Source organism: Kluyvera sp. (assembly GCF_965301105.1).
On sequence record NZ_CBDKZX010000063.1, the window covers coordinates 1 to 22,949 of the forward strand.

Below are 22,949 nucleotides of genomic sequence, written 5' to 3' on the forward strand. Positions count from 1 at the left end.
CTTCCGGAGGAAGGACCAGGAATTCTGCGAATGTAAATCAGATAATTACTACAAAAAAACTCGACGGTACAATTAATTATTAGTGGTATTATTTTAAAATCAATAATTCATGGACATGACGAGAATATATATCATTTTGACAGGAAGTTTTTCTTCCTGAAAAGACGAGCACCCAGCATTAAAGATGAGTATTAATTATCATACAGAGGTCGCAGCCAAAACATCGAAGATAATAGTCAACACCGGAGCATAAATTGGAAGTGGAGCGACAGAGCGGCTCCACATTTTTTAGAATTAATAACCGTCGGTGACGATTTTCGCGGCAGCCGCGAGCACGTCACGACGACTTTCTGCCTTCTGCTCTGGCTGGGTGAAGTAAGTGACCAGAATAAGCGGCGCACGCCCTTCCGGCCAGATAACGGCGATGTCATTCGTCGTACCATAATCACCGCTGCCGGTTTTATCCCCGACAACCCACGATGTGGGTAGCCCAGCCTGAATGCTGGCAGCGCCGGTGGTATTGCCTTTCAGCCACGTTACCAGTTGCGCACGCTGAGTTTCACCTAAGGCACTGCCCAACGTCAGATTGCGAAGCGTCTGCGCCATCGCTAATGGCGTGGTGGTATCGCGCGGGTCGCCGGGGATCGCGGTGTTGAGCGTCGGCTCAGTACGATCGAGCCGGAAGGTGTTATCCCCAATAGCACGGGCAAACGCCGTCACTTTATCCGGCCCCCCAAGATGGGCAATCAGTTTGTTCATGGCCGTATTGTCGCTGTACTGCAACGCCGCGGCGCTCAATTCCGCCAGCGTCATCGTGCCGTTGACGTGTTTTTCAGTAATGGGATTGTAGTTAATCAGGTCTGAAGATTTAATCTCAACCTTCTGACTCAACACCTTCTTTTGCGTTTCACTTTGCTTGATCACCGCCGCTGCCGCCATCACCTTACTGGTGCTGCACATGGCAAAGCGCTCATCGGCGCGGTAGAGCGTCTGTACGTTATCGGCGGTGTCAATCAGCGCCACTCCCAACCGCCCCCCGCTGCTTTTCTCCAGCGCCGCCAGCTTTTGCTGAACGTCGTTCGCCTGCGCATACAGCGGCGTACTCCCCAGCAACAGCGACATACAGGCCGCTGTCATTAGCATTACCCGCTTAACGCGATGTCTCATCATCTTAAACTCCTGAAAATTGATTCCGTGTGGCTGAAGTATTCACAGTCAGCACAAAAAGTAAAAAACAAAAATGCGCTTGCCCTCTCAATCCCCTGCAACCACTGCCGGGCATTCAGTGAGAAAAGCATTTTCGGAATAACGCCAGAAAAATAGGCGTAAAATCAATAGGGTTTATAGCCCTGTTCAGAGCCAAACGAAGCGTCGCCAAAATGAAATTTATTACCGTATGAAATTAAAGTGTCGCCGAATCACGACAGTTGTAAGTAACTAAAAATTAATAAAAAAACCCCTCTTGTATCCCCCAATTTTTAGGCGTACATTAGCGCCATCTGGAGCACAACAGCACAGAATTCTGAGGTGATGCCAGCCACGAAAGAGGTCCGTTTTTTTCGTTGGTTGTTACCAGCTCGCAGTACCACCACCGTTCATAAGTGCGTAGAAAAAAGATACGCGGAGAGATGAGTCGTGAAATATTTCTTTATGGGCATTTCCTTTATGGTCATCGTTTTTGCCGGCACGTTTGCCCTGATGATCTAGTCGATAAAAATGCAAAAAAAACAGGAGCCATCTGGCTCCTGTTTGCATTTCTGCGACGGGAAAATTATCCCGCCGATTTTTGCTCTGACGGCAGCAGGCCGTCTGCGCGGAACATGGCTTTAATCCCGCGCACAGCCTGACGAATGCGATCTCGGTTCTCAATCAACGCGAAACGTACGTGGGTGTCGCCGTAGTCACCAAAACCGATGCCCGGCGAAACGCACACTTTGGCGTCCTGCAGCAGCTTTTTCGCGAACTCTAAGGAGCCCATCGCGGCGTAGTGTTCCGGAATTTTGGCCCACACGTACATTGACGCTTTCGGCATTTCAACCATCCAGCCAGCTTCATGCAGCCCCTTCACCAGCACATCGCGGCGACGCTTATACTGCGCAGCGATATCTCGTACGCACTGCTGATCCCCTTCCAGCGCGGCAATTGCCGCCACCTGCAGCGGGGTGAAGGTACCGTAATCGTGGTAGCTCTTAATCCGCGCCAGTGCGTTAACCAGCGTCTTGTTACCGACCATAAAGCCGATACGCCAGCCCGCCATGTTGTAGCTCTTAGAGAGCGTGAAGAACTCTACCGCGACGTCACGCGCACCGGGCACCTGCATGATCGACGGCGCTTTCCAGCCGTCATACACGATATCCGCATAAGCCAGGTCATGTACCACCAGCACGTCATAGCGTTTAGCCAGCGCGACCACCTTTTCGAAGAACTCCAGCTCCACGCACTGAGCGGTCGGGTTCGACGGGAAGCCAAGGATCATCATCTTCGGTTTCGGGTAGCTTTCGCGAATGGCACGCTCCAGCTCGTTAAAGAAATCGACGCCTTCTACCAGCGGTACGGAGCGCACCTGCGCGCCAGCAATCACCGCGCCGTAAATATGGATGGGGTAGCTTGGGTTCGGCACCAGCACGGTGTCACCGTGATCGAGCGTAGCCAGCATCAGGTGCGCCAGCCCCTCTTTCGAACCAATGGTGACAATCGCTTCGCTTTCCGGGTCAATCTCAACGTCATAACGGTCCTGATACCAGCGCGAAATAGCACGGCGCAGGCGAGGAATACCGCGTGAGGTAGAGTATCCATGGGTGTCCGGGCGTTGGGCCACGGTGCAGAGTTTTTCAACAATGTGCGCTGGCGTGGCGCCGTCTGGGTTCCCCATGCTGAAATCAATAATATCCTCGCCGCGCCGACGCGCAGCCATTTTAAGTTCAGCGGTAATATTAAAAACGTACGGGGGTAAGCGATCGATACGCGTAAAACGGCGTTCAGAGCTGGAATCAGCCATAGGTTCCTCAGGATTACGTTAGCGCCCGAACCGTTCGAGCGACGCTGCCACCGATGTGGCATGAACAGAAAATAACCTGAAAAAATTAGCGCTGTCGAGAGGGTAAGCGAAAAAATGTTGTATCGGTAAAAAGAGGAACTAATGAAAACAAGAATCATTCATTAAAATAAAGGATTCAATGGATATAAAACACAATGGTAACAATAAATTATCTATTGCTTTTCATTGCAGGTGGTTCAAGTCCTCCCTGAAGCGGCCATCTCTTCCTGTTCAATACGTTTGTCCTACAATCCCCTTTTAAAATTAAGGTTTTTCCCTATTCCGCGTACTGCTGGTCATCTGTCCCCGGGTTACTTATCATAAGACTTTACTGAAAACATTCGGCGCCCCCATGCACGAAATATTCGATATGCTGCTCGCGGTCTACGACCGGGCCGCATTAATGCTGATTTGCCTCTTTTTTCTGATCCGCATCCGCCTGTTCCGCGAACTGTTGCACAAAACGGCCCATACGGCGAAAGAGCTGCTGGCCGTTACCGTCATTTTCTCGATGTTCGCCATCTTCAGTACCTGGTCCGGCGTGCCGGTGGAAGGCTCGCTGGTTAACGTTCGTATTATCGCGGTGATGTCAGGCGGGATCCTGTTTGGCCCGTGGGTTGGCGGCATCGTCGGGGTCATTGCCGGGATCCACCGTTACCTGATTGACGCAGGCGGCGTTACCGCCGTGCCGTGTTTTATCACCAGTATTATCGCCGGGATCCTGTCGGGGTTGATTAACCGTCGGGTACCGAAAGAACTGCACTGGAAAATTGGTATCCTCGGCGGCATGCTGTGCGAAACCCTGACCATGATTCTGGTGGTCGTTTGGGCGCCCACCATCGCGCTCGGCGTCGATATCGTGTCGAAGATCGGCATTCCGATGATTGCCGGCAGCGTGTGCATCGGTTTTATTGTCCTGCTGGTGCAAAGCGTAGAGGGCGAGAAGGAGGCCAGCGCCGCGCGTCAGGCTAAGTTGGCGCTGGATATTGCCAATAAAACGCTGCCGCTGTTTCGTCAGATTAACAGCGACACTCTGCGGCAGATTTGCGACATCATTCGTCAGGATATTCGCGCCGACGCCGTCGCTATCACCAATACCGAACGCGTGCTGGCCTATGTCGGCGTCGGGGAAGATAACTACCATAATAACGATGACTCCATTAGCCCGGTCACCCGTCAGGCGATTAACAACGGCGAAATCATCATAAAAAACAACGATGAAGCCTATCGCACGCCGGAAATTCACTCGATGCTGGTGATCCCGCTGTCGGAGAAAGGCGTGATTACCGGTACGCTGAAAATCTACTACTGCCACGCGCACCAGATCACCTCGTCGTTGCAGGAGATGGCCATTGGGCTGTCGCAGATTATCTCCACGCAGCTGGAAGTTTCCCGCGCCGAACAGCTGCGCGAGATGGCAAATAAGGCAGAGCTGCGCGCGTTACAGAGTAAAATCAATCCCCATTTCTTATTCAACGCGCTGAACGCCATTTCATCATCCATTCGCCTCAATCCGGACACTGCGCGGCAGCTCATTTTTAATCTGTCGCGCTACCTGCGCTATAACATTGAATTAAAAGACGATGAGCAGATAGATATCCGTCGGGAGCTGTATCAGATTAAGGACTATATCGCCATTGAGCAGGCGCGCTTTGGCGACAAGCTGACGGTAATCTACGATATTGACGATGAGGTGAACTGCGTGATTCCAAGCCTGCTGATCCAACCGCTGGTCGAGAATGCCATCGTGCACGGTATTCAGCGCAGTAAGGGTAAAGGCGTGGTGACCATCAGCATTGCCGAGTCAGGCAACCGCGTGCGCATTGGCGTGCGCGATACCGGGCCGGGGATCGATCCTCAGGTCATCGCGCGGGTGGAAGCCAATGAAATGCCCGGCAATAAGATTGGCCTGCTGAACGTTCATCATCGGGTTAAACTGCTCTACGGCGAGGGCTTGCATATCCGCCGCCTCGATCCAGGAACCGAAATCGCGTTCTACATTCCTAACCAGCGCACGGCCGTTCCGGCGGCTGCCACATTATTGCCTTAACCCGGAGTCCCCATGAAAGTCATCATTGTCGAAGATGAATTCCTGGCGCAACAGGAGCTAACCTGGCTGATTCAGCAGCACAGTCAGATGGAGATTGTCGGCACCTTTGACGACGGTCTGGACGTGCTGAAATTTTTGCAGCACAACAAAGTGGACGCCATCTTCCTCGACATTAACATTCCGTCGCTGGATGGCGTGCTGCTGGCGCAGAACATCAGTCAGTTTGCTCACAAGCCGTTTATCGTGTTTATCACCGCGTGGAAAGAGCATGCGGTGGAAGCCTTTGAGCTGGAAGCGTTCGACTACATTCTGAAGCCATACCAGGAATCACGCATCGTCAGCATGCTGCAAAAACTGGAGGCGGCCTGGCAACAGCAGCAATCGAGCATCGTCAGCAGCAGCCCCAGCGCGCCGCGGGAAAACGACACCATCAACCTGGTAAAAGATGAGCGCATCATCGTGACGCCGATCAGCGATATCTACTACGCTGAAGCGCACGAGAAGATGACCTTCGTCTACACCCGCCGCGAATCGTACGTGATGCCGATGAACATCACCGAGTTTTGCAGCAAGCTACCGAGTAGCCACTTTTTTCGCTGCCATCGTTCGTTCTGTGTGAACCTGAATAAAATTCGCGAGATAGAGCCGTGGTTTAATAACACCTACATTCTGCGCCTGCGCGACCTTGAGTTTCAGGTGCCGGTGAGCCGCAGTAAGGTAAAAGAGTTTCGGCAGATCATGCATTTGTAGCCACTGACGGGACATCGGCGGCAGAAAGAGCCCGGGGAACGCCCCGGGCTTTGTGTATTACAGCACCTGACCCAACGTCTGACGCAGATGCGCGCCAGAACCCAGCAGGCCCGGATTGTCGTGAATAATCAGATACACCGGGATCGGGTGTACGTAGTCTTTGAAACGACCTTTGTCTTCGAAACCGCCGCGGAAGCCGGAGGCTTTAAAGAACTCGAGGAAGCGCGGCACAATGCCACCCGCAATGTACACGCCGCCGAAAGTGCCCAGCGTCAACGCCAAATCGCCGCCGAAACGACCCATGATCACGCAGAACAGCGACAGCGCGCGACGACAGTCGGTGCAGGTGTCTGCCAGCGCGCGTTCGGTAATGTCTTTCGGCTTGTAGTTTTCCGGCACCCGGTTGTCCGACTTAACAATAGCCCGGTACAAGTTCACCAGGCCAGGACCGGAGAGCACGCGCTCGGCGGAAACGTGGCCAATCTCTTCACGCAGCACTTCGAGGATAATCCCCTCTTCTTCGCTGTTTGGCGCAAAGTCAACGTGGCCGCCTTCGCCCGGCAGGCTAACCCAGCGCTTGTCGACGTGAACCAGATGCGCCACGCCAAGACCGGTTCCCGCGCCGTAAACGGCGATCGGCTTGCCTTCAACCGGCTCGGTGCCGCCAAACTGAATCAGATGCTCTTTTTTCAGCATCGGGATCGCCATCGAGACCGCGGTGAAATCGTTGATGATTTCCAGGTGCGCGAACCCAAGGTTCTTTTTCATTTCCGCAATGGAGAACTGCCAGGTGTGGTTGGTCATCGCCACCCAGTCGCCGGTAATCGGGCAGGCAATGGCAATACAGCCGTCTTCCACCGACGCGTTATGCTCGTCGAGGTAGACGCGAACCACGTCTTCCAGGCTTGGGTAATCCAGGCCAGAATAGGTCTTCGCCTGCGAAATCTCACCGCTGGCAATATCGCACAATGCCAGACGCGCATTGGTGCCCCCAACATCACCCACTAAAGCAAACTTTGTCATTCCGTTACGGCTCCGCTAAAGTCAGAATAAATCTTTGCCACACTGTAAATTCAAGGCGCGTTAACAACAATGGCGATGACGTGAGCGCCCCAGGATTATCGATCCAGGTCACATTTTTTGCGTATTTTTTAACAGGTACAGAACGGGATAACCTGTAGAGCCGTATCGTTTCAGCACCATTTGCGCTGAACGTTGGCTCAGGAAAATGCAAAGTAAACTCAGTATTCAGCAAAAAGGATATCACCATGCTCCACCCGCGAGCCCGAACGATGTTGTTGCTCTCCATCCCCGCGGTATTGATTGGCGTCGCCTCCAGCCTGATTTTGATCGTGGTGATGAAGATCGCTGCGGTGCTTCAGCATCTGCTGTGGAGTAACCTACCGAATGCGCTCGGCATTGATATGAATTCGTCGCTGTGGATTATCCTGATGCTGACGATGACCGGTCTTGTCGTCGGGTTGGTGATTCGCTACAGCCCGGGCCATGCCGGCCCGGATCCCGCCTGCGAGCCGCTGATCGGCGCCGCGGTTCCCGTCGCCCATCTGCCTGGGCTGGCGATCGCCTTGATCCTCGGGCTCGCGGGCGGTGTGAGCCTGGGGCCAGAACACCCGATTATGTCGGTCAACATTGCGCTGGCCGTGGCGCTGGGCGCGCGTTTCTTCCCACGAGTCAGCTCGCTTGACTGGACGATTCTCGCCGCCGCCGGGACGATTGGCGCACTGTTCGGAACACCGGTTGCCGCCGCGCTCATTTTTTCCCAGACGTTAACCAGCAGTAACGACGCGCCGTTGTGGGATCGCCTGTTTGCCCCTCTGTTGGCCGCCGCCGCCGGCGCGTTGACCACAGGCCTGTTCTTTCACCCTCAGTTCTCGCTGCCCATCGAGCATTATCAAACGATGCGCCTCGTCGATATTTTCAGCGGCGCGATAGTGGCTATCATCGCCATCGCTATCGGTATGATTGGCGTCTGGTGCCTGCCGCATCTGCATGGATTAGTTCACCGTTTAAAACATCCGGTACTGATTCTCGGCGTTGGGGGATTTGTGCTGGGGATTATCGGCACGATTGGCGGTCCGTTAACGCTGTTTAAAGGGCTCGATGAAATGCAGCGGCTGACTGCCGGGCAAAATTTCGGTGCAGGCGACTACATGCTTTTCGCACTGAGTAAACTGGCGGCGCTGGTCGTCGCTGCCGCCTGCGGTTTCCGCGGCGGGCGCATATTCCCGGCGGTTTTTGTTGCCGTGGCGCTGGGTTTGATGCTGCATGCGCACGTTGAAGCGGTGCCGGCCGCGATTACCGTTTCCTGCGCCATTATGGGATTAGTGCTGGTGGTCACCCGCGATGCCTGGCTCAGCCTGTTTATGGCTGCGGTGGTCGTACCGGATACCACGCTGTTGCCGCTACTGTGTATCGTGATGCTCCCCGCCTGGCTGTTGCTGGCGGGGAAACCCACGATGATGGTGCCGCGTAAGCGTAAGGATTAACGGCCGCTATTTCGCGCCTCCAGCGCGTCGGTAACGGCTTTAAGCAGCGGAGGGATGTCCATTTTGGGGAGCATCACCTCCAGCAGCATTAGCCTGTCGCGGCGCGCAGCACGCGCCAGCGCGTCATTCAACTGCACGACGTTGCTCACCTTCCAGCATTCGACCGGGCTGTCGAGGTTCAGTGCCTGTGGCAGTTGGGTCCAGTTCCACAGGCTGATCTCGTTATAGCGCTGCTCTGGCCCATGAATCGCACGCTCAACCGTATAGCCCTCATTATTGAGTAGCAGGATCAGCGGCCGTTGCCCGTCCCGCAGCATGGAGCCGAGCTCCTGAATGGTTAACTGCGCCGCACCGTCCCCCACCACCAGCACCACGCGCCGGTCCGGACACGCCGTTTGTGCGCCGAATGCGGCGGGTAGCGTGTAGCCAATCGATCCCCACAGCGGCTGAACCAGCAAACTGGCGCCGGTGGGCAGCGTTAATGCCGCGATACCAAAGGCAGCCGTCCCCTGATCGCCCAGAACAATATCGTGCGGTTGCAGGTATTTCTGCAGCGTTTGCCAGAAGTGACGCTGGGTCAGATGCCCGGTGTCGAGCACCGTCGGCGAGGATATCCGCCGGACATCGGTGTGCCATGGGGCTAACTCTTCACTCAGCGTTATCAGCGCGTCCACCGCCGCCTGCATGTCAATACCGCTAAACCAGCGGGCACCTACGCGAGCGGAAAACGGCTGTACCTCGATTGATTTTTCCGGCGCAATCCGGTGAGTAAAGCCTGCAGTGATGGTGTCGGTAAAACAGGTGCCGACGCAGATGATCGCCTCCGCATCCTCAATCGCTTCACGCGTTTGCGGCAGGCTCGCCCCGCCGCTGTACGTGCCGACAAACCCTGGCTGTTGTTCATCAAACAGCCCTTTCCCCATCAACAACGTGGCGTGCGGAATGGGATGCGCACGCATCCACTGATTGAGCGTCGCCTGGAGCCCAAATCGATGAGCCAGTACGTCCGCCAGCAAAGACACATGCAGACATCCCTCCAGCAGGCCGCGCGCATGTTTAACAAAATCCTCAAGTTGGGCCGTATCCGATACCTGAGGCGCTGCGGTGAGAGCGCTTACAGGTTTCGCCGTCGGCAACGCGGCAACATCGGCAGGGAGCAGCAGATAGCCCGGTCGACGATGGTGCATCACCGCCTGCAGCACGCGGTCGATCTCCTGGCAGGCGTTGCGCGCCGTCAGCACGCCCTGGGCGACGGAAATTGGCGCACTCATCTGGCGGAAATGATCGAAGTCGCCGTCGCCTAACGTGTGGTGCAAACATTCGCGACGCTGCTGTGCGCCGGTACAGGGCGCTCCGACAATATGCAGCACCGGAACGTGCTCGGCGAAGCTACCGGCCACGCCGTTCAGCGCGCTCAGTTCACCCACGCCGTAGGTGGTGAGCAGTGCACCACAGCCCTGCATTCGCGCGTAGCCATCGGCGGCATAGGCGGCATTCAGTTCGTTAGCGCAGCCCACCCAACGAAGCGTGCGGTGAGCAATGACGTGGTCAAGAAACTGGAGATTGTAGTCTCCGGGTACGCCAAACAGACTCTCGACGCCGCAGTCAGCAAGACGGTCAAGCAGGTAATCTGCCACGGTATAGGACGAAGCCATGGTGCCACTCCTTCAGCCGGTTATTTCTTTGAGTATTGAAGAAGTGTTAAGCGTGTCCAGTATTGATAAGAAAGTCGTCTGGAAAGCAAATTTTACAGATTTCAGCTGTGTACGAGCCGATGGACATTCGCTAGTGTAAGCGTATACACAAGCGGATATTCTGGAGGACACAATGGTTTATCAGGCAAGTCGCGCGCGTTACGAGACCATGACGTTTCAGCGCTGCGGCAACAGCGGCCTCAAGCTTCCCGTAGTTTCACTGGGGCTGTGGCATAACTTTGGCGATGAAACCCGCGTAGAGAACAGCCGCCAGCTGCTACGCCACGCATTCGATCTGGGTATTACCCATTTCGATCTCGCCAATAACTATGGACCACCTCCCGGCTCTGCTGAGAGTAACTTTGGCCGCATTCTGCGTGAAGATTTTCGCCCTTACCGCGACGAACTGATTATTTCCACTAAGGCCGGATACACCATGTGGGACGGTCCCTACGGCGACTGGGGTTCACGTAAGTATCTGATTTCCAGCCTTGACCAGAGTCTGAAGCGCATGGGACTTGAGTATGTGGATATCTTCTACCACCATCGCCCAGACCCTGAAACGCCGTTACTGGAGACCATGCGCGCGCTGGATCACGTCGTCCGTCAGGGCAAAGCGCTGTACGTTGGGCTTTCCAACTACCCGGCGGAACTCGCGCAGCAGGCAATTGACATACTCAACGATCTGGGCACCCCCTGCCTTATTCATCAGCCGAAGTACTCCATGCTGGAACGTGGAGTGGAAAACGGCCTGTTGAACGTGCTACAGCAGGAAGGGGTCGGCTGTATCGCCTTCTCGCCGCTGGCCGGTGGGCAGCTTACCGACCGTTACCTGAACGGCATTCCCGCCGATTCTCGCGCCGCGAGCGGTAGCATCTTCCTCAAGCCAGAACAGCTCACCGATAGCAAGCTTGAGGCCGTTCGCCAACTGAACGTACTGGCGGAACAGCGTGGACAAAAACTCTCGCAGATGGCACTGGCGTGGGTACTGCGTCAACAGGCGGTCACCTCGGTTCTGATTGGCGCCAGCAAAATTTCACAGCTGGAGGATGCGGTGGGCATGCTGGCAAACCGTCATTTCAGCGCCTCAGAATGTGCCGAAATTGATGCCATTTTGCGCAGCATAAAATAACAGCGTTTTTAGCAAAAAGTGCTCTCTCCTGGCGGTTTAAGAGTTAACCCAATAATTCGAGTGTTTACCGAATTGTAATATTGCGTTAACAGGCCTTTCTGGCCACGATCGTATAGGAGAGAAGTATGTTCAGGTCACTGATTCTGGCGGCAGTGTTGTTAGCATCGGCCCCGATGTTCGCTAATGCTGGTGAAATCACCCTGCTGCCATCCATAAAATTACAAATTGGCGATCGCGATAATTACGGTAACTACTGGGATGGCGGCCGCTGGCGCGACCGCGATTACTGGCATAAACACTGGTATCGCCACGACAACGGCTGGCACCGCGGTTGGGATAAACGTAATAAAGCCTACGAACGTGGCTATCGCGACGGTTGGGGCGACCGTGATGACCATCGTGGACGCGGGCGCGGTCATGGACACGGCCACGGACATGGTCGCCACTAATTTCGGTTATTCAGGCACTGCACGCTATGCCTGAATAACAAATCAAAGAGCCTACGGGCTCTTTTTTTATGGTCAAATCCTGCGCTTCTTATTTATCAGCATTTGCCCTTGAGCAAAAAAATCCTGCCAGTATCTTATCCTCAAGATATTTCACGTCAGGATTAACATCATGAATGCTAATTTTAAAAATGAAATTCAGACATTCGGTCGTTCACTACTGTTACCTATCGCGGTATTAGCTCCCGTCGGGATGGTAATGGGAATCAGCTCGGCGCTTGGCCAGAGCTATATGATCGATAAACTCCCATTTCTGGGAAATGATATTTTCAAAGCTGTTTTATCGTCTCTGGGTTTAATCAGCAGCGTCGTTTTTAATAATATTCCATTATTATTTGCGATGGGCGTTGCCTACGGCATGTCGAAAAAAGAAAAAGGCATTGCGGTATTTGCCTCGGTCGTCGCCTATTTAACGTTGCTGATTGCCATGCACGTTCATCTGAAGCTCGCGGGAACCCTGGCGAAAGAGGATCTTTCACTGGTGGGCCAGGGCATGGTGCTCGGCGTCCAGACGCTAAAAATCGAGGCCTTAGGCGGTATTATCGCAGGCCTGCTGGCGGCCAAAATCACCGACCGCTTCTATCGACTACAGTTGCCTCTGGCCTTTGCATTCTTCAGCGGCAAGAAATCAGTGGCGATTCTGGCAATTGCCTTTGCGATTCCGGTTGGGCTGATCATCCCCTTTATCTGGGATCTTTTCACCGCCGGAATGCGCGCCGTCTCAACCATTATGATGGCGCCGGACATTGGTGCCGGTATCTACATGACGCTTAACCGTCTGCTGATACCGTTCGGTTTACATCACGTCCTGAGCTCCACCGTACGCTTCACCGCCGCGGGCGGTACCTACCTTATTGATGGGCAAACCTACGTCGGCATTTTGCCTGCGATGAATAAGATCCTCTTTGAACTGGGCCCTTCACATCCTGCGTGGCAAGAATATATGCCTACGTTGACCAGCTACCTGGCCTCCTCGCAGATGTTGACGACCCTGTTCCGCGTGCCGGCCATCGGCCTGGCGATGTATCATATGGCTTATTTCAAAAACAAGAAATTTGCCAAAGGGATGATTCTCACCGTCGTACTCACGGCCATGCTGGGTAATATTACCGAGCCACTGGAATTCTCCTTCCTGTTTATAGCACCAAAACTGTTTATCGTTTATGCGGTGCTGTGCGGGTTACTCACTATCCCACTACAGATGCTGGAAGTCTCCATCGGTTATATTCGCGGCACCATTTTCGACTTCGGCATTTTTGGCTTGATGTACGAAAATACGCATTGGGTAAATTTAATTCTTCTCGGTATTGTGAACTTCGTCGTGTTTTATTTCGTGTTCCGTTTTGCAATCGGTAAATTCGATATCAAAACGCCGGGCCGTGAAAGTGAAATTGCCGATAGCACCTTACTGAACAATAAAGAGTACGACAAAGTCGCCGCCATGGTGATTGAAGGTCTCGGCGGCCGGGATAACATCAAACGCGTCGAAAACTGTGTTTCTCGTCTGCGCATCGATTTGCAGGATCAGAAGAAAATCAACATGGATATCCTCAAAGAATCCGGCTCGTTGGGAACCTTTATTCCCTCCAGCAACCATGTGCACGTGGTCTTTGGCCCACACGTAGAATTTGTTCGCAACGCGGTTGATGACCGTATTGTCGGCTTGAAATAAACAACCAGGAGGCGGCAATGCGCGCACTGTATGATTCAAAAAGTAAAACCATTGACGACCGCGGCATGAAGGCACTGCTCGGTCAGCAGGCTCGAGTGCAGTCATGGCTGGATGTTGAAGCCGCGCTGGCGCTGGCGCAGGCCGAACACGGAATGATTCCGGCCAGCGCGGCGGCGAATATCGCCGCCAACTGCCGGGTTGAGAATATCGACCTGGCGGAAATGGAACGCCTGTTACGCGAAATTGGCCATGGCTTTGTGCCGATGATCAAAGTGCTGGTTAAAGCCTGCGACAGCGAAAGCGGCAAGTATGTGCACTATGGCGTCACCACGCAGAATATTCAGCAAACGGCCCAGCTGTATCTGGCAAAACAGTTCAACGTCCTGCTGCAGGGGTTCGTGGATGACATTCTGCGCAATCTGGCCCACATGGCGCGCGAGCATCACGCCACGCTCATGGCCGGACGCACCCACGGCAAACATGCATTGCCGATCACCTGGGGATACAAAGCCGCCGTCTGGATTGATGAGTTACTCAACGCCCAGCAGCGTATGCAAGAAGCGGAAAAACGGGTCTTCACCGTGATGATGGGGGGCGCCGTCGGCGCGTTTCACGCGACCGGAGAAACCGGACGACGCGTACAGGAGAGCGTAGCGAAAGCCTTAGGCATGCACGCGATGGCCATTCCATCGCGCAACTCGCGCGTGTATCGCACCGAATACATCAGCAACCTGTGCCTGCTTGCCACCACCCTGCACAAAATTGCCGAAGAGGTTTACCAGACCTCAAGCGAAGAGTTTGGCGAAGTGTCCGAAGCCTTTACCAAAGGGACCGTCGGCAGCAGCACCATGCCGCAAAAGGTCAACCCGAAACTGGCGAAAGGCATTATCGCTAACGCACAAAAGCTTTATTCCGTACATACCTCGTGCCTGTACGTCAGCCCACGCCCCTTCGAGGCAGATAGCTCGGCCTACTTTATCTTTGATGGCAATATTCAGGAGAGCATGGAGTGCATCGCCGAGATCGTTATGCGCGCCGAGGAACTGACCCGCACGCTGGTAATCAACCCCGAGCGGATGCAGCAAAACGTGCAATTGACCCACGGCCTCATCAATAGCGAAAAAATCATGATGCATCTGGTGGCGAAGCTCGGGAAAGATGCGGCGCATGAGCGCGTTTACCAGTTGGCCATGCGCAGTACTCATGAAGGTATTCCCTACGGGGAGGTGCTGCGCCAGGATCCGGTGATTCAGCAGAACTTCAGCGAGGCGGAAATTGACGCGCTGATTGACCCTTCGCACTACATCGGGCTGTGCTCAGAGATAGCGCTGGAAACCGCCGCACGCGTACAGGAGGCCCATGGTGAGTGATGCCCTGCTCTCTCTCGCCAGTCAGCGAATTGTGACGCCGGACGGAATACGCTCCGGCTACCTTCACATCTGCGGCGATAAAATTACCGGCATCGATGAGACACCCCGCGGGCGCGTCATCGACTATCACGATGCGATGCTGATGCCGGGGTTTGTCGATATTCACGTACACGGCTGGGGGCGAGGATCATTTGCCTGGAAAGGTGAACGGGACTCGCTACGCGCCATGAGTGAAGATTTAGTGTATGCAGGCGTGACGGCCTGGCTTGCCACCTCAGCCACCCAGCCAGAGGATTTCTTGTGTCAAAGCCTGGCTACCGCCGCCGAATGGATCGCGCAAGCCACGCCCGCCGACGGCGCTGAAGCGGTAGGTATCCATATGGAAGGCCCATATATCAACCCGAAGTTTATCGGTATGCAGCGTCTGGACAGCGTTCAGCCCCCCAGCATCGCGGGGTTCGAACGCTATCAACGCGCCGCGCGCGGCCATGTTCGCCTGATGACGCTGGCCCCGGAACTTCCCGGCGCACTGGCATTGATTCGCCATTTGCATCAAGCCGGCGTCACCGTTTCGGCGGGCCATACGGATGCCACGTTTGACGAAATCAGCGAGGCGATTACCGCGGGTTTGAGCCATTTTACCCACGCCTTCAGCGCCATGCGCGGCTTGCACCACCGTGAGCCTGGCGTGGTAGGCGCACTGATGTACTATGAAGACACCTACGCCGAAGTGGCAAAACAAAGCGGAATTACCCTGCGCCCGGAAGTCTTCGACATCCTCTACCGGCTGAAAAAGGATCGTCGGCTGGTAATGATGAGCGATTGTCTTGGTTACGTCGACTTTCCCGAAGGCTTCGAATTTCATCATTATCTGCGCCAGGAGACATTTCGTATCCGCCAGCAGTCGCTGGAAATTACCGATTGCCACGGCTGCACACGCACCATCAGCGCCGAAGACTGGCCCGAAGTCCGCAAGCTGGAAATGAGTTTTCTCGACTCCGTCAAAAACGTGGTTGGCCGGCTGGAGCACGGCTGGGTGTCAGCGGCGCAGATAGCCTGCCTCAACCCCGCCATCCTCGCGGGCGTGGCGGATCGCAAAGGTAGCCTGACGCCGGGCAAAGATGCCGATATTCTGGTGCTCGACGACCAGCAAGAACTGCAAGCGGTGTGGTGTCGTGGCGTGTGCCAGCCGCTGGTTAAATAAAAACGTCGCCGTACTGCTGCTCAAGGAAGGCTTTTAGCGCCTGCGGACTCATCCCCTGTACCTGTTGCACGAACGCGTCAACGGGTATTTTTTTGCGCGCCGGGCTTAGCCCATGCTCGCGTAGCAGCTGAAAATCGTCCTGCGTCAGATAGAAATTCACCTTCACATAGCTGAGTTGAGCATGACGCAGGTGACTGGCAATTTTGTTGGTAAAGGCAATCAGCAGGTCGAAATCCTGCTGCTGGAGCCGGTCCAGTTCGTTGATGTTGACGCAGGCCAGCACCTCAATGTGAAAACGCGAGAGCAGCACCTCTTTGAAGTAGCCCACTTTACTCTCTGAGGAGTTGGTCACAATGATGACGCGTTTTTTCACATCCCCCACTACCCGATTTTTCAGTTCGTGCTTTTTGATAATCAGCACCAGGGTCGCCAGATGAATCGCGGAAAACGACATCTGCCAACACGATTCTATTTCGCGCAGGGCACGCTGGACGTGCTGCCAAAGGTCGGGGTAGCGGCGCTGTACATCGTGTAGCTTTTTATCATCAAACCACAGGCGCAGTTTGTTCTGCACAATCGCCGCGTAGATAAAATGGTAAATTTCGGCAAACCAGGCGTGGTGGTTGTGAATCGTCGCATTCAGACCGCGGGACATCTCCTCGCAGGCCTGTTTAACGTGCCCGATCAGCCGCGCGTCGTACAGCGTAAAGGGACGCCAGGTAAAGGTGAGTGAGGCAATGAGCATATCCAGGCAGGCATTTTCATCTTTCTCCGCCAACACGCGATAGGGATAGGTGGTCAGGAATGCTGCCGCCGAGCTGTCGTTGATTCGCCGTCCGCGCCGAATGCGCTGTAGCGCCAGGCTGAGATAGACCAGCAGATATTTCCGCCCATTGTAGCCAAGGTGAATCACCGGGCTGATGACCTTTTCATAACAGGCAGCCGCCTGGCCGATCTCCTGTGCGCACTCATAAAGAAACTGCTCAGCTATGGAACGATTGATAGGCTCGTTGGCCTGATGCGCAATCAGTTGATGACCAGTACCAATCTCGACGGTTTTCAGAATCGACATACAGGCTGCCAGACGCAAACTGAATTCATCACCCACCAGTTGCGAACCCTTTCTCGGTATGCTCAGCAGCGTTAACCCACTTTCCTGCACCCGGTTGAGCATGAGCGGGTTATCGTTTTTCACCGTCCCAGCGCTGACATAGAACTTTTTATAGTACTCATTTTTATTGACCACATCGTGCAGACAGAGCGCAACAAACAGATCCTGAACGCGCTCTTCACCGGTCGTGAGATAACGGTTGAAACGCACGCGCTGCAAAAACTGGATGTAATCACTGTAGGTGATACCGGTCGTAATAAATGCATTATCCTGGTGGAGATGCGCTTCGTCCGGCAGCAGTTCGTTAAGCTCTTTCATCGTTCGCTTCAGGGTGGAAAGCGTTTTGCCAAAGCGCAGCACCGCGCTATCAACCGCGAGCGGGCTGTTATCCTGAAGGTATTTGAGAAAAGAGAGATCAAAAGAGTTCATGAAGGATCGCTGCTGTTAAACGCAAAATGCAGCATAGCGAATAAACGGTAAAGAAACCGTGACCTGTCGCGGGTCACGGTAATCAGGCAATTAACTCAGCAGCGTTCCCAGCAGCAGCCAGCCGTTCAATGCCACCACCACCGCGACAATTGCCCAGCCGATGCGTTTAATCCACCGCGTGTTGACCAGTTCGCCCATTAGCTTGCGGTCGCTGGTGAAAATCAGCAGCGGAACCAACGCCAGCGCAATACCAAAGCTCAGCAGCACCTGGCTCATCACCAGAATACGCGTTGGGTCCAGCCCCATCAGAATGACGATAAACGACGGCAGCATGGTGACCGCGCGGCGGAACCACAGTGGAATATGGAAACGAATAAAGCCCTGCATCACCACCTGACCGGCCAGCGTACCAACCACCGTAGAAGACAGGCCGGCGGCAATCAGGCTGAGGCCAAAGATCGTCGCCGCCGCATGGCTGAGCAGCGGTTCAAGCGTCAGGTAAGCCTGATCGAGATCGGTAATGCCGGTATGCCCGTGAAAATGGAAGGCCGCAGCGGCTGTCGCCATCATCGCCAGGTTAACGAAGCCGGCGATGGTCATGGCGATAGCGACGTCCCAGCGGGTGGCCTGATAGCGCTCTTTAGCGCTACCGCCGTGCAGATGCTGGGTCAGCGATGAATGAAGATAAATAACGTGCGGCATGATGGTTGCCCCCAGCACCCCCGCAGCCAGATAAACCGCTTCACCATTGGGTAACGACGGTAACAGCATACCTTTGGTCAGCGGCGCCAGTTCGGGCTGAGAGAATATCAGCTCGACGATATACGCTGCCGCCACGAACAGCAGCAGGCCGCCGATGACTTTTTCCAACGGTTTTTGCCCGCGACGCTGAAGCATCAGAATCAAAAAGGTGGCAATCCCGGTCAGCACCGCGCCCTGTAACAGCGAAATGCCCAGGATCAGCTTAAAGCCGATCGCCGCACCGATAAACTCGGCCAGATCGGTCGCCATGGCGATAATTTCCGCCTGCACCCAGTAGAACCAGACCACCGGTCGTGGGTAATGGTCGCGAATCTGCTCCGCGAGGTTTTTTCCGGTAGCAATGCCCAGCTTCGCTGAAAGCACCTGAATCAGCATCGCCATCAGGTTTGCCCATACCACCACCCACAGCAACTGGTAGCCAAAGCTGGCGCCCGCCTGAATGTTGGTCGCAAAGTTGCCCGGATCGATATAGCCGATCGCAGCAATAAATGCCGGCCCCATCAGCGCCAGCCGCATGCGGCGTGCGGTACGACAGCTGTTAGTTTCAATGCGACTGTTTGTCATTCTCTGCCTCAAAAACATAGCCTTTGCTATGTTTTAGGCTAACAGAATGAGAATGATTATCAAGTTCATTTAAGCAAGGTGATAATGATTATTCTGATAGCCGGAACCAATAGCCAGACTGGAGGTTGGGAAGGTTTGGTATACGCTTAAGAAGAGAGTAGTACAACGTGGAAACTTTTCATACATTTACTCAACATAACAAAAATGCATGCTTGATCACTAATTTTGAGTTTGCTCACAGGTTCTGAATATAGTGAGAGACAGATCTCGTTTTATTTAACCATGTTACATAGAATGTGCACGAAAATTTAACCCGTCTCATGTTTGGAGCAAATATGGACCGCGTCTTGCATTTTATTCTCGCGCTCGTTGTGGTGGCGATCCTGGCCTTGCTGGTCAGTTCTAACCGCAAACAGATCCGCATTCGTTATGTTATCCAGCTACTGGTCATTGAAGTGCTGTTGGCCTGGTTCTTCCTGAACTCCGATATTGGTCTGGGCTTTGTGAAAGGCTTCTCCGAGATGTTCGAAAAACTTCTCGGTTTCGCCAACGAAGGGACCAACTTTGTCTTCGGTAGCATGAACGATAAAGGTCTGGCCTTCTTCTTCCTGAAAGTACTGTGCCCTATCGTGTTTATCTCTGCGCTGATCGGTATCCTGCAGCACATCCGCGTACTGCCTATCGTCATTCGTGCGATTGGTACCGTGCTGTCGAAAATCAACGGCATGGGCAAACTGGAGTCTTTCAACGCCGTCAGCTCCCTGATTCTGGGTCAGTCTGAAAACTTCATCGCCTATAAAGACATCCTTGGTAAAATGTCCCGTAACCGCATGTACACCATGGCGGCGACGGCGATGTCTACCGTGTCTATGTCTATCGTTGGCGCCTACATGACCATGCTGGAGCCGAAGTACGTTGTCGCGGCGCTGGTACTGAACATGTTCAGCACCTTTATCGTCCTGTCGCTGATCAACCCGTACCGCGTTGATGCCAGCGAAGAAAACATTCAGATGTCTAACCTGCACGAAGGTCAAAGCTTCTTCGAAATGCTGGGTGAATACATTCTGGCAGGTTTCAAAGTGGCAATTATCGTTGCTGCGATGCTGATCGGCTTTATCGCCCTGATCGCCGCGCTGAACGCCCTGTTCGCCACCGTAACCGGCTGGTTTGGCTACAGCATCTCCTTCCAGGGCATTCTGGGCTACATCTTCTATCCGGTTGCATGGATCATGGGTGTACCGGCAAGTGAATCCCTGCAGGTGGGCAGCATCATGGCAACCAAACTGGTTTCCAATGAATTCGTCGCCATGATGGACCTGCAGAAAATCGCCGCTGAGCTCTCTCCGCGCGCGGTCGGCATCATCTCCGTGTTCCTGGTCTCCTTCGCCAACTTCTCTTCCATCGGCATCATCGCCGGTGCGATTAAAGGTCTGAACGAAGAACAGGGCAACGTGGTTTCTCGCTTCGGTCTGAAGCTGGTTTACGGTTCTACGCTGGTGAGCGTGCTGTCTGCGTCTATCGCCGCGCTGGTTCTGTAATTCACCGTCGCTAACATCAGGACCTGTAACGTTGTTACAGGTCCTTTTTTTTGTTCTCAAGCTGCCAGAGCGGACGCGGTTTATCGATCAGGTAGCCCTGCATATAGTGCACGCCAAGGCGTTCCAGCAGCTGTTGCTGTTCTTCCGTCTCGACATATTCTGCCACCACGGACAAATTCCGCAGCTTCGCCATCTCGCAGATAGAGCGAATAATCATCGCATCCATCGGGTTGTTTAAAACATCACGTACGAAGCAGCCATCTATCTTGATAATGTCGGCTTCCAGACGCTTCAGGCGCTCATAGTTTGCGTAGCCGGTACCGAAGTCATCAATCGCAATCAGGCAGCCAAACTGACGCAACTGCTGGATATTGGCAACGCTGACGTCAGAGTTGGAAAAAGCCTGCTCTTCGGTAATCTCGATAATAATGCGTTTAACATCGACGTGATAACGGCGGAACAGCGCGATAATCTCGGCGGCGCTCCCCTTTTGCATCAAGGTGTACGGCATCAGATTCACCGAGAAATTCTTATCGGGAAGCTCATCCAGCGAGCTGAACAGATACTCCAGTACCTGCATGTCAAAGCGCTTGCTAAGGTTGAACTGCGCAAGGACCGGGATGAATTTATCCGGCGTCACCATACCGTCAGCGTCAACGAGGCGGCTTAGTATCTCGTAGTAACCTTCGCCGGAAGGCTTTCTGATCGACTGGGCGTAAAGCACAAAACCGCCCCAGTCCAGCGCGTTTTTAACCCGATTCAACAGCACAACCTGTTCGCTGCTTTGGTCGAAAGCGTCAACGTGACCGTTATCCAGCTTGAGGATTTGATTCCCTTCATCGGCCTGCTCCACTAACCAGCTCAGTTGCCCCAGCATATGGTGCATATTTTTATCTCGCGGGCTCACCGGCGCCCAGGAGATCGCGTATTCCAGGTTCAGAACCGCATTGTTCCAGTGGATCTCTTTATTGCTCAGAAAATTAATCAGATGCTTCAGCCGGGCCTCGGTATCCGGACCGTTCAGCACCAGCAGCAGTTCATTACCCGGCAGCTGGAACAACTTTTCTTCACTGAACAGCATCGGCTGTAGGATATGCGTGACGCTGCGTTTGCAATGCATACGCATCATCATGCCATAGTGACGACTGAGGAAGTCGAGGTTACCAATGTGCAGACAACACAGGCTGATCGCGCCAGCGCGCGGCGTCATCATATACTCCTCCAGCGCACGCAGGTTCGGTAAGCCAGTTATCGGGTCCTGCATGGCCTGCGCCTGCCACTTGGCCTGCAGCCGCTGGCTGCGATGGTAGACCTGGAGCAAGTAAAGCAGGCACACCGTAAAGGAGATCAGCGACGACAGAATAAAAGCCAGCGAATACTGGGTTTGTATGCCATGAAGGAAATTTTTGTTGTACATCACCAGCAGGAAGGCGGAAACCGTCCAGGTCATGACGACAAGCGGGTAAGCCAACTGGCTGATGCCAAAAGAGAAAAAGATAAATATTGCCGGAACCAGATAACCCGCAAAATAATAATCGCCAAACGGCGCACACAAAAATATCATCATACCTATCAGGCTAATAAACCAACAGGTAATAAATATCTTATTTCTAAGATTGGTATAACAAGCGATATTACGATACCAGAATGCCCTGGCATAACGTGGGTTCAAGCACATCCTGAAGGGGTAATAAAAAAGACGAGTAAATATCAGTGATGCACAAACCAGGCCCTGAATATCAACAATAGAATAAATAACGGATGTTATATTAAAATAACTGTACATTAACTCCGGAATGTCAATAATCTCACCGGTAACGTACATCAACACCTTGCCCATAATTGGGGTGACAAACCCCAACCAGAAAACATTTAAGCCAATGTTTTTTATAGGAATACCGTGTCGCCATCGACGCCCATGCATATAGCGTAGAATAACGCAGGAGATGCATACTGCGGCCAACTGACAGAATAGCAACGTTAATGAATAAAAGGGCGATAAATGCAATTGCCAATAGTTAGTGACGGTAAAACCAATCGCTAATGGGGCGATAGCATGACGGCCAAAAAGCATAATCAATGCAATCATTACGCCAAGCGGTAGCCAGGCCAGATATACAGAATGCCCATCATAAAAAGCAGTAGGAGAGATATATCTGGATAATGGAATAGCCACCAGGCTCAATATAAGAGCCAGGCAGAATTTCCTGAGTGGGTTAGTCCTTATCACCGTCATGCGTATCAGCCGATATCCTTTATCGTACGTAATTTGACTCTTTGAATATTATGGTCGCGAATTTGTTGGCGCAAGTTTAAGCGATAAAATCCTGATCTACACCGGACTTTTGAACGTAAATCGCTGTATTTTTGTACACGACAAGGATGAAAAAAACCCCCGCCTTCAGGCGAGGGTTTCAAATTTTGGTGGAGCTAAGCGGGATCGAACCGCTGACCTCTTGCATGCCATGCAAGCGCTCTCCCAGCTGAGCTATAGCCCCACAGTGCCTTTACGTTCCAAAACCTGATGGGAGCAGGATTTGGTGGAGCTAAGCGGGATCGAACCGCTGACCTCTTGCATGCCATGCAAGCGCTCTCCCAGCTGAGCTATAGCCCCAACGTAAAG

General features: G+C 53.5%; 17 protein-coding genes and 2 tRNA genes. 10 read left to right on the forward strand and 9 right to left on the reverse strand.

Annotated features, from left to right (window positions below; all coding sequences use genetic code 11):
• Window positions 1-294: 294 nt before the first annotated feature.
• A complete protein-coding gene (gene blaCTX-M, locus ACW14G_RS17450; RefSeq protein WP_249022939.1) occupies window positions 295-1,170 on the reverse strand; it encodes a CTX-M family extended-spectrum class A beta-lactamase in 876 nt (291 codons plus the stop codon).
• A gap of 465 nt (window positions 1,171-1,635) precedes the next feature.
• On the opposite strand from blaCTX-M, the gene ypdK reads away from it, so the two are divergent.
• On the forward strand, window positions 1,636-1,707 hold the full coding sequence (gene ypdK, locus ACW14G_RS17455) for a membrane protein YpdK (RefSeq protein ID WP_100249902.1): 72 nt from the start codon (window positions 1,636-1,638) through the stop codon (window positions 1,705-1,707).
• A gap of 64 nt (window positions 1,708-1,771) precedes the next feature.
• On the opposite strand, the gene alaC is transcribed toward ypdK, so the two are convergent.
• Entirely contained in the window at window positions 1,772-2,998 is a 1,227-nt protein-coding gene (gene alaC / locus ACW14G_RS17460; protein ID WP_163449402.1) for an alanine transaminase, read from the reverse strand.
• Between the two features lie 391 nt (window positions 2,999-3,389).
• Here alaC and ACW14G_RS17465 point away from each other — a divergent pair, with 391 nt between their 5' ends.
• Window positions 3,390-5,087, forward strand: coding sequence for a sensor histidine kinase (locus ACW14G_RS17465; protein ID WP_249022938.1), 1,698 nt, complete (start codon window positions 3,390-3,392; stop codon window positions 5,085-5,087).
• Between the two features lie 12 nt (window positions 5,088-5,099).
• Window positions 5,100-5,837, forward strand: a complete 738-nt coding sequence (locus ACW14G_RS17470; protein WP_064543751.1) for a LytR/AlgR family response regulator transcription factor — start codon at window positions 5,100-5,102, stop codon at window positions 5,835-5,837.
• Window positions 5,838-5,894: 57 nt separating this feature from the next.
• On the opposite strand, the gene glk is transcribed toward ACW14G_RS17470, so the two are convergent.
• Window positions 5,895-6,860: a glucokinase gene (gene glk, locus ACW14G_RS17475; protein ID WP_163449400.1), complete on the reverse strand. Its 966-nt coding sequence runs from the start codon at window positions 6,858-6,860 to the stop codon at window positions 5,895-5,897.
• 245 nt (window positions 6,861-7,105) lie between these two features.
• Here glk and ACW14G_RS17480 point away from each other — a divergent pair, with 245 nt between their 5' ends.
• Entirely contained in the window at window positions 7,106-8,344 is a 1,239-nt protein-coding gene (locus ACW14G_RS17480) for an ion channel protein (RefSeq protein ID WP_249022937.1), read from the forward strand.
• On the opposite strand, the gene ACW14G_RS17485 is transcribed toward ACW14G_RS17480, so the two are convergent.
• Window positions 8,341-9,999 (reverse strand): alpha-keto acid decarboxylase family protein, encoded by a 1,659-nt coding sequence (locus tag ACW14G_RS17485; protein ID WP_249022936.1) that lies wholly within the window; start codon window positions 9,997-9,999, stop codon window positions 8,341-8,343. The two genes, ACW14G_RS17480 and ACW14G_RS17485, sit on opposite strands and share 4 nt — an antisense overlap.
• 172 nt (window positions 10,000-10,171) lie before the next feature.
• Here ACW14G_RS17485 and mgrA point away from each other — a divergent pair, with 172 nt between their 5' ends.
• The 5 genes from mgrA (at window position 10,172) to nagA (ending at window position 15,922) form a co-directional block, all read left to right on the forward strand.
• Window positions 10,172-11,170, forward strand: coding sequence for an L-glyceraldehyde 3-phosphate reductase (gene mgrA, locus ACW14G_RS17490; protein WP_249022935.1), 999 nt, complete (start codon window positions 10,172-10,174; stop codon window positions 11,168-11,170).
• Between the two features lie 125 nt (window positions 11,171-11,295).
• Window positions 11,296-11,619 carry a DUF2502 domain-containing protein gene (locus tag ACW14G_RS17495; RefSeq protein ID WP_163449396.1) on the forward strand — a complete coding sequence of 108 codons (324 nt, stop codon included), beginning with the start codon at window positions 11,296-11,298 and terminating at the stop codon, window positions 11,617-11,619.
• Window positions 11,620-11,788: 169 nt separating this feature from the next.
• Entirely contained in the window at window positions 11,789-13,348 is a 1,560-nt protein-coding gene (locus ACW14G_RS17500; protein ID WP_249022934.1) for a PTS transporter subunit EIIC, read from the forward strand.
• A 17-nt stretch (window positions 13,349-13,365) separates the two neighbouring features.
• Window positions 13,366-14,718 carry a class-II fumarase/aspartase family protein gene (locus tag ACW14G_RS17505; protein ID WP_163446094.1) on the forward strand — a complete coding sequence of 451 codons (1,353 nt, stop codon included), beginning with the start codon at window positions 13,366-13,368 and terminating at the stop codon, window positions 14,716-14,718.
• Window positions 14,708-15,922, forward strand: a complete 1,215-nt coding sequence (gene nagA, locus ACW14G_RS17510; protein WP_249022933.1) for an N-acetylglucosamine-6-phosphate deacetylase — start codon at window positions 14,708-14,710, stop codon at window positions 15,920-15,922. The genes ACW14G_RS17505 and nagA overlap by 11 nt, the downstream gene beginning before the upstream one ends.
• Here the strand turns inward: nagA and ACW14G_RS17515 are convergent.
• Together ACW14G_RS17515 and ACW14G_RS17520 are read right to left on the reverse strand one after the other, a co-directional pair.
• Window positions 15,915-17,462 carry a BglG family transcription antiterminator gene (locus ACW14G_RS17515; protein ID WP_249022932.1) on the reverse strand — a complete coding sequence of 516 codons (1,548 nt, stop codon included), beginning with the start codon at window positions 17,460-17,462 and terminating at the stop codon, window positions 15,915-15,917. The two genes, nagA and ACW14G_RS17515, sit on opposite strands and share 8 nt — an antisense overlap.
• A gap of 90 nt (window positions 17,463-17,552) precedes the next feature.
• Window positions 17,553-18,788 carry an Nramp family divalent metal transporter gene (locus tag ACW14G_RS17520; RefSeq protein ID WP_249022931.1) on the reverse strand — a complete coding sequence of 412 codons (1,236 nt, stop codon included), beginning with the start codon at window positions 18,786-18,788 and terminating at the stop codon, window positions 17,553-17,555.
• A 335-nt stretch (window positions 18,789-19,123) separates the two neighbouring features.
• On the opposite strand from ACW14G_RS17520, the gene nupC reads away from it, so the two are divergent.
• Window positions 19,124-20,326: a nucleoside permease NupC gene (nupC, locus tag ACW14G_RS17525; protein WP_163446097.1), complete on the forward strand. Its 1,203-nt coding sequence runs from the start codon at window positions 19,124-19,126 to the stop codon at window positions 20,324-20,326.
• A gap of 34 nt (window positions 20,327-20,360) precedes the next feature.
• Here the strand turns inward: nupC and ACW14G_RS17530 are convergent, their stop codons facing one another.
• From ACW14G_RS17530 to ACW14G_RS17540, 3 genes are all read right to left on the reverse strand, one after another.
• Window positions 20,361-22,562, reverse strand: coding sequence for a sensor domain-containing phosphodiesterase (locus tag ACW14G_RS17530; RefSeq protein WP_163446098.1), 2,202 nt, complete (start codon window positions 22,560-22,562; stop codon window positions 20,361-20,363).
• A 186-nt stretch (window positions 22,563-22,748) separates the two neighbouring features.
• Window positions 22,749-22,824, reverse strand: a tRNA-Ala gene (locus ACW14G_RS17535).
• A gap of 40 nt (window positions 22,825-22,864) precedes the next feature.
• A tRNA-Ala gene (locus ACW14G_RS17540) sits at window positions 22,865-22,940 on the reverse strand.
• Window positions 22,941-22,949 lie beyond the last annotated feature (9 nt).

Coding starts and splice junctions, on each gene's coding strand:
- blaCTX-M (WP_249022939.1), bottom strand. CDS start 1,170: ATGATGAGACATCGCGTTAAGCGGGTAATGCTAATGACAGCGGCCTGT.
- alaC (WP_163449402.1), bottom strand. CDS start 2,998: ATGGCTGATTCCAGCTCTGAACGCCGTTTTACGCGTATCGATCGCTTA.
- ACW14G_RS17465 (WP_249022938.1), top strand. CDS start 3,390: ATGCACGAAATATTCGATATGCTGCTCGCGGTCTACGACCGGGCCGCA.
- ACW14G_RS17470 (WP_064543751.1), top strand. CDS start 5,100: ATGAAAGTCATCATTGTCGAAGATGAATTCCTGGCGCAACAGGAGCTA.
- glk (WP_163449400.1), bottom strand. CDS start 6,860: ATGACAAAGTTTGCTTTAGTGGGTGATGTTGGGGGCACCAATGCGCGT.
- ACW14G_RS17480 (WP_249022937.1), top strand. CDS start 7,106: ATGCTCCACCCGCGAGCCCGAACGATGTTGTTGCTCTCCATCCCCGCG.
- ACW14G_RS17485 (WP_249022936.1), bottom strand. CDS start 9,999: ATGGCTTCGTCCTATACCGTGGCAGATTACCTGCTTGACCGTCTTGCT.
- mgrA (WP_249022935.1), top strand. CDS start 10,172: ATGGTTTATCAGGCAAGTCGCGCGCGTTACGAGACCATGACGTTTCAG.
- ACW14G_RS17495 (WP_163449396.1), top strand. CDS start 11,296: ATGTTCAGGTCACTGATTCTGGCGGCAGTGTTGTTAGCATCGGCCCCG.
- ACW14G_RS17500 (WP_249022934.1), top strand. CDS start 11,789: ATGAATGCTAATTTTAAAAATGAAATTCAGACATTCGGTCGTTCACTA.
- ACW14G_RS17505 (WP_163446094.1), top strand. CDS start 13,366: ATGCGCGCACTGTATGATTCAAAAAGTAAAACCATTGACGACCGCGGC.
- nagA (WP_249022933.1), top strand. CDS start 14,708: ATGGTGAGTGATGCCCTGCTCTCTCTCGCCAGTCAGCGAATTGTGACG.
- ACW14G_RS17515 (WP_249022932.1), bottom strand. CDS start 17,462: ATGAACTCTTTTGATCTCTCTTTTCTCAAATACCTTCAGGATAACAGC.
- ACW14G_RS17520 (WP_249022931.1), bottom strand. CDS start 18,788: ATGACAAACAGTCGCATTGAAACTAACAGCTGTCGTACCGCACGCCGC.
- nupC (WP_163446097.1), top strand. CDS start 19,124: ATGGACCGCGTCTTGCATTTTATTCTCGCGCTCGTTGTGGTGGCGATC.
- ACW14G_RS17530 (WP_163446098.1), bottom strand. CDS start 22,562: ATGACGGTGATAAGGACTAACCCACTCAGGAAATTCTGCCTGGCTCTT.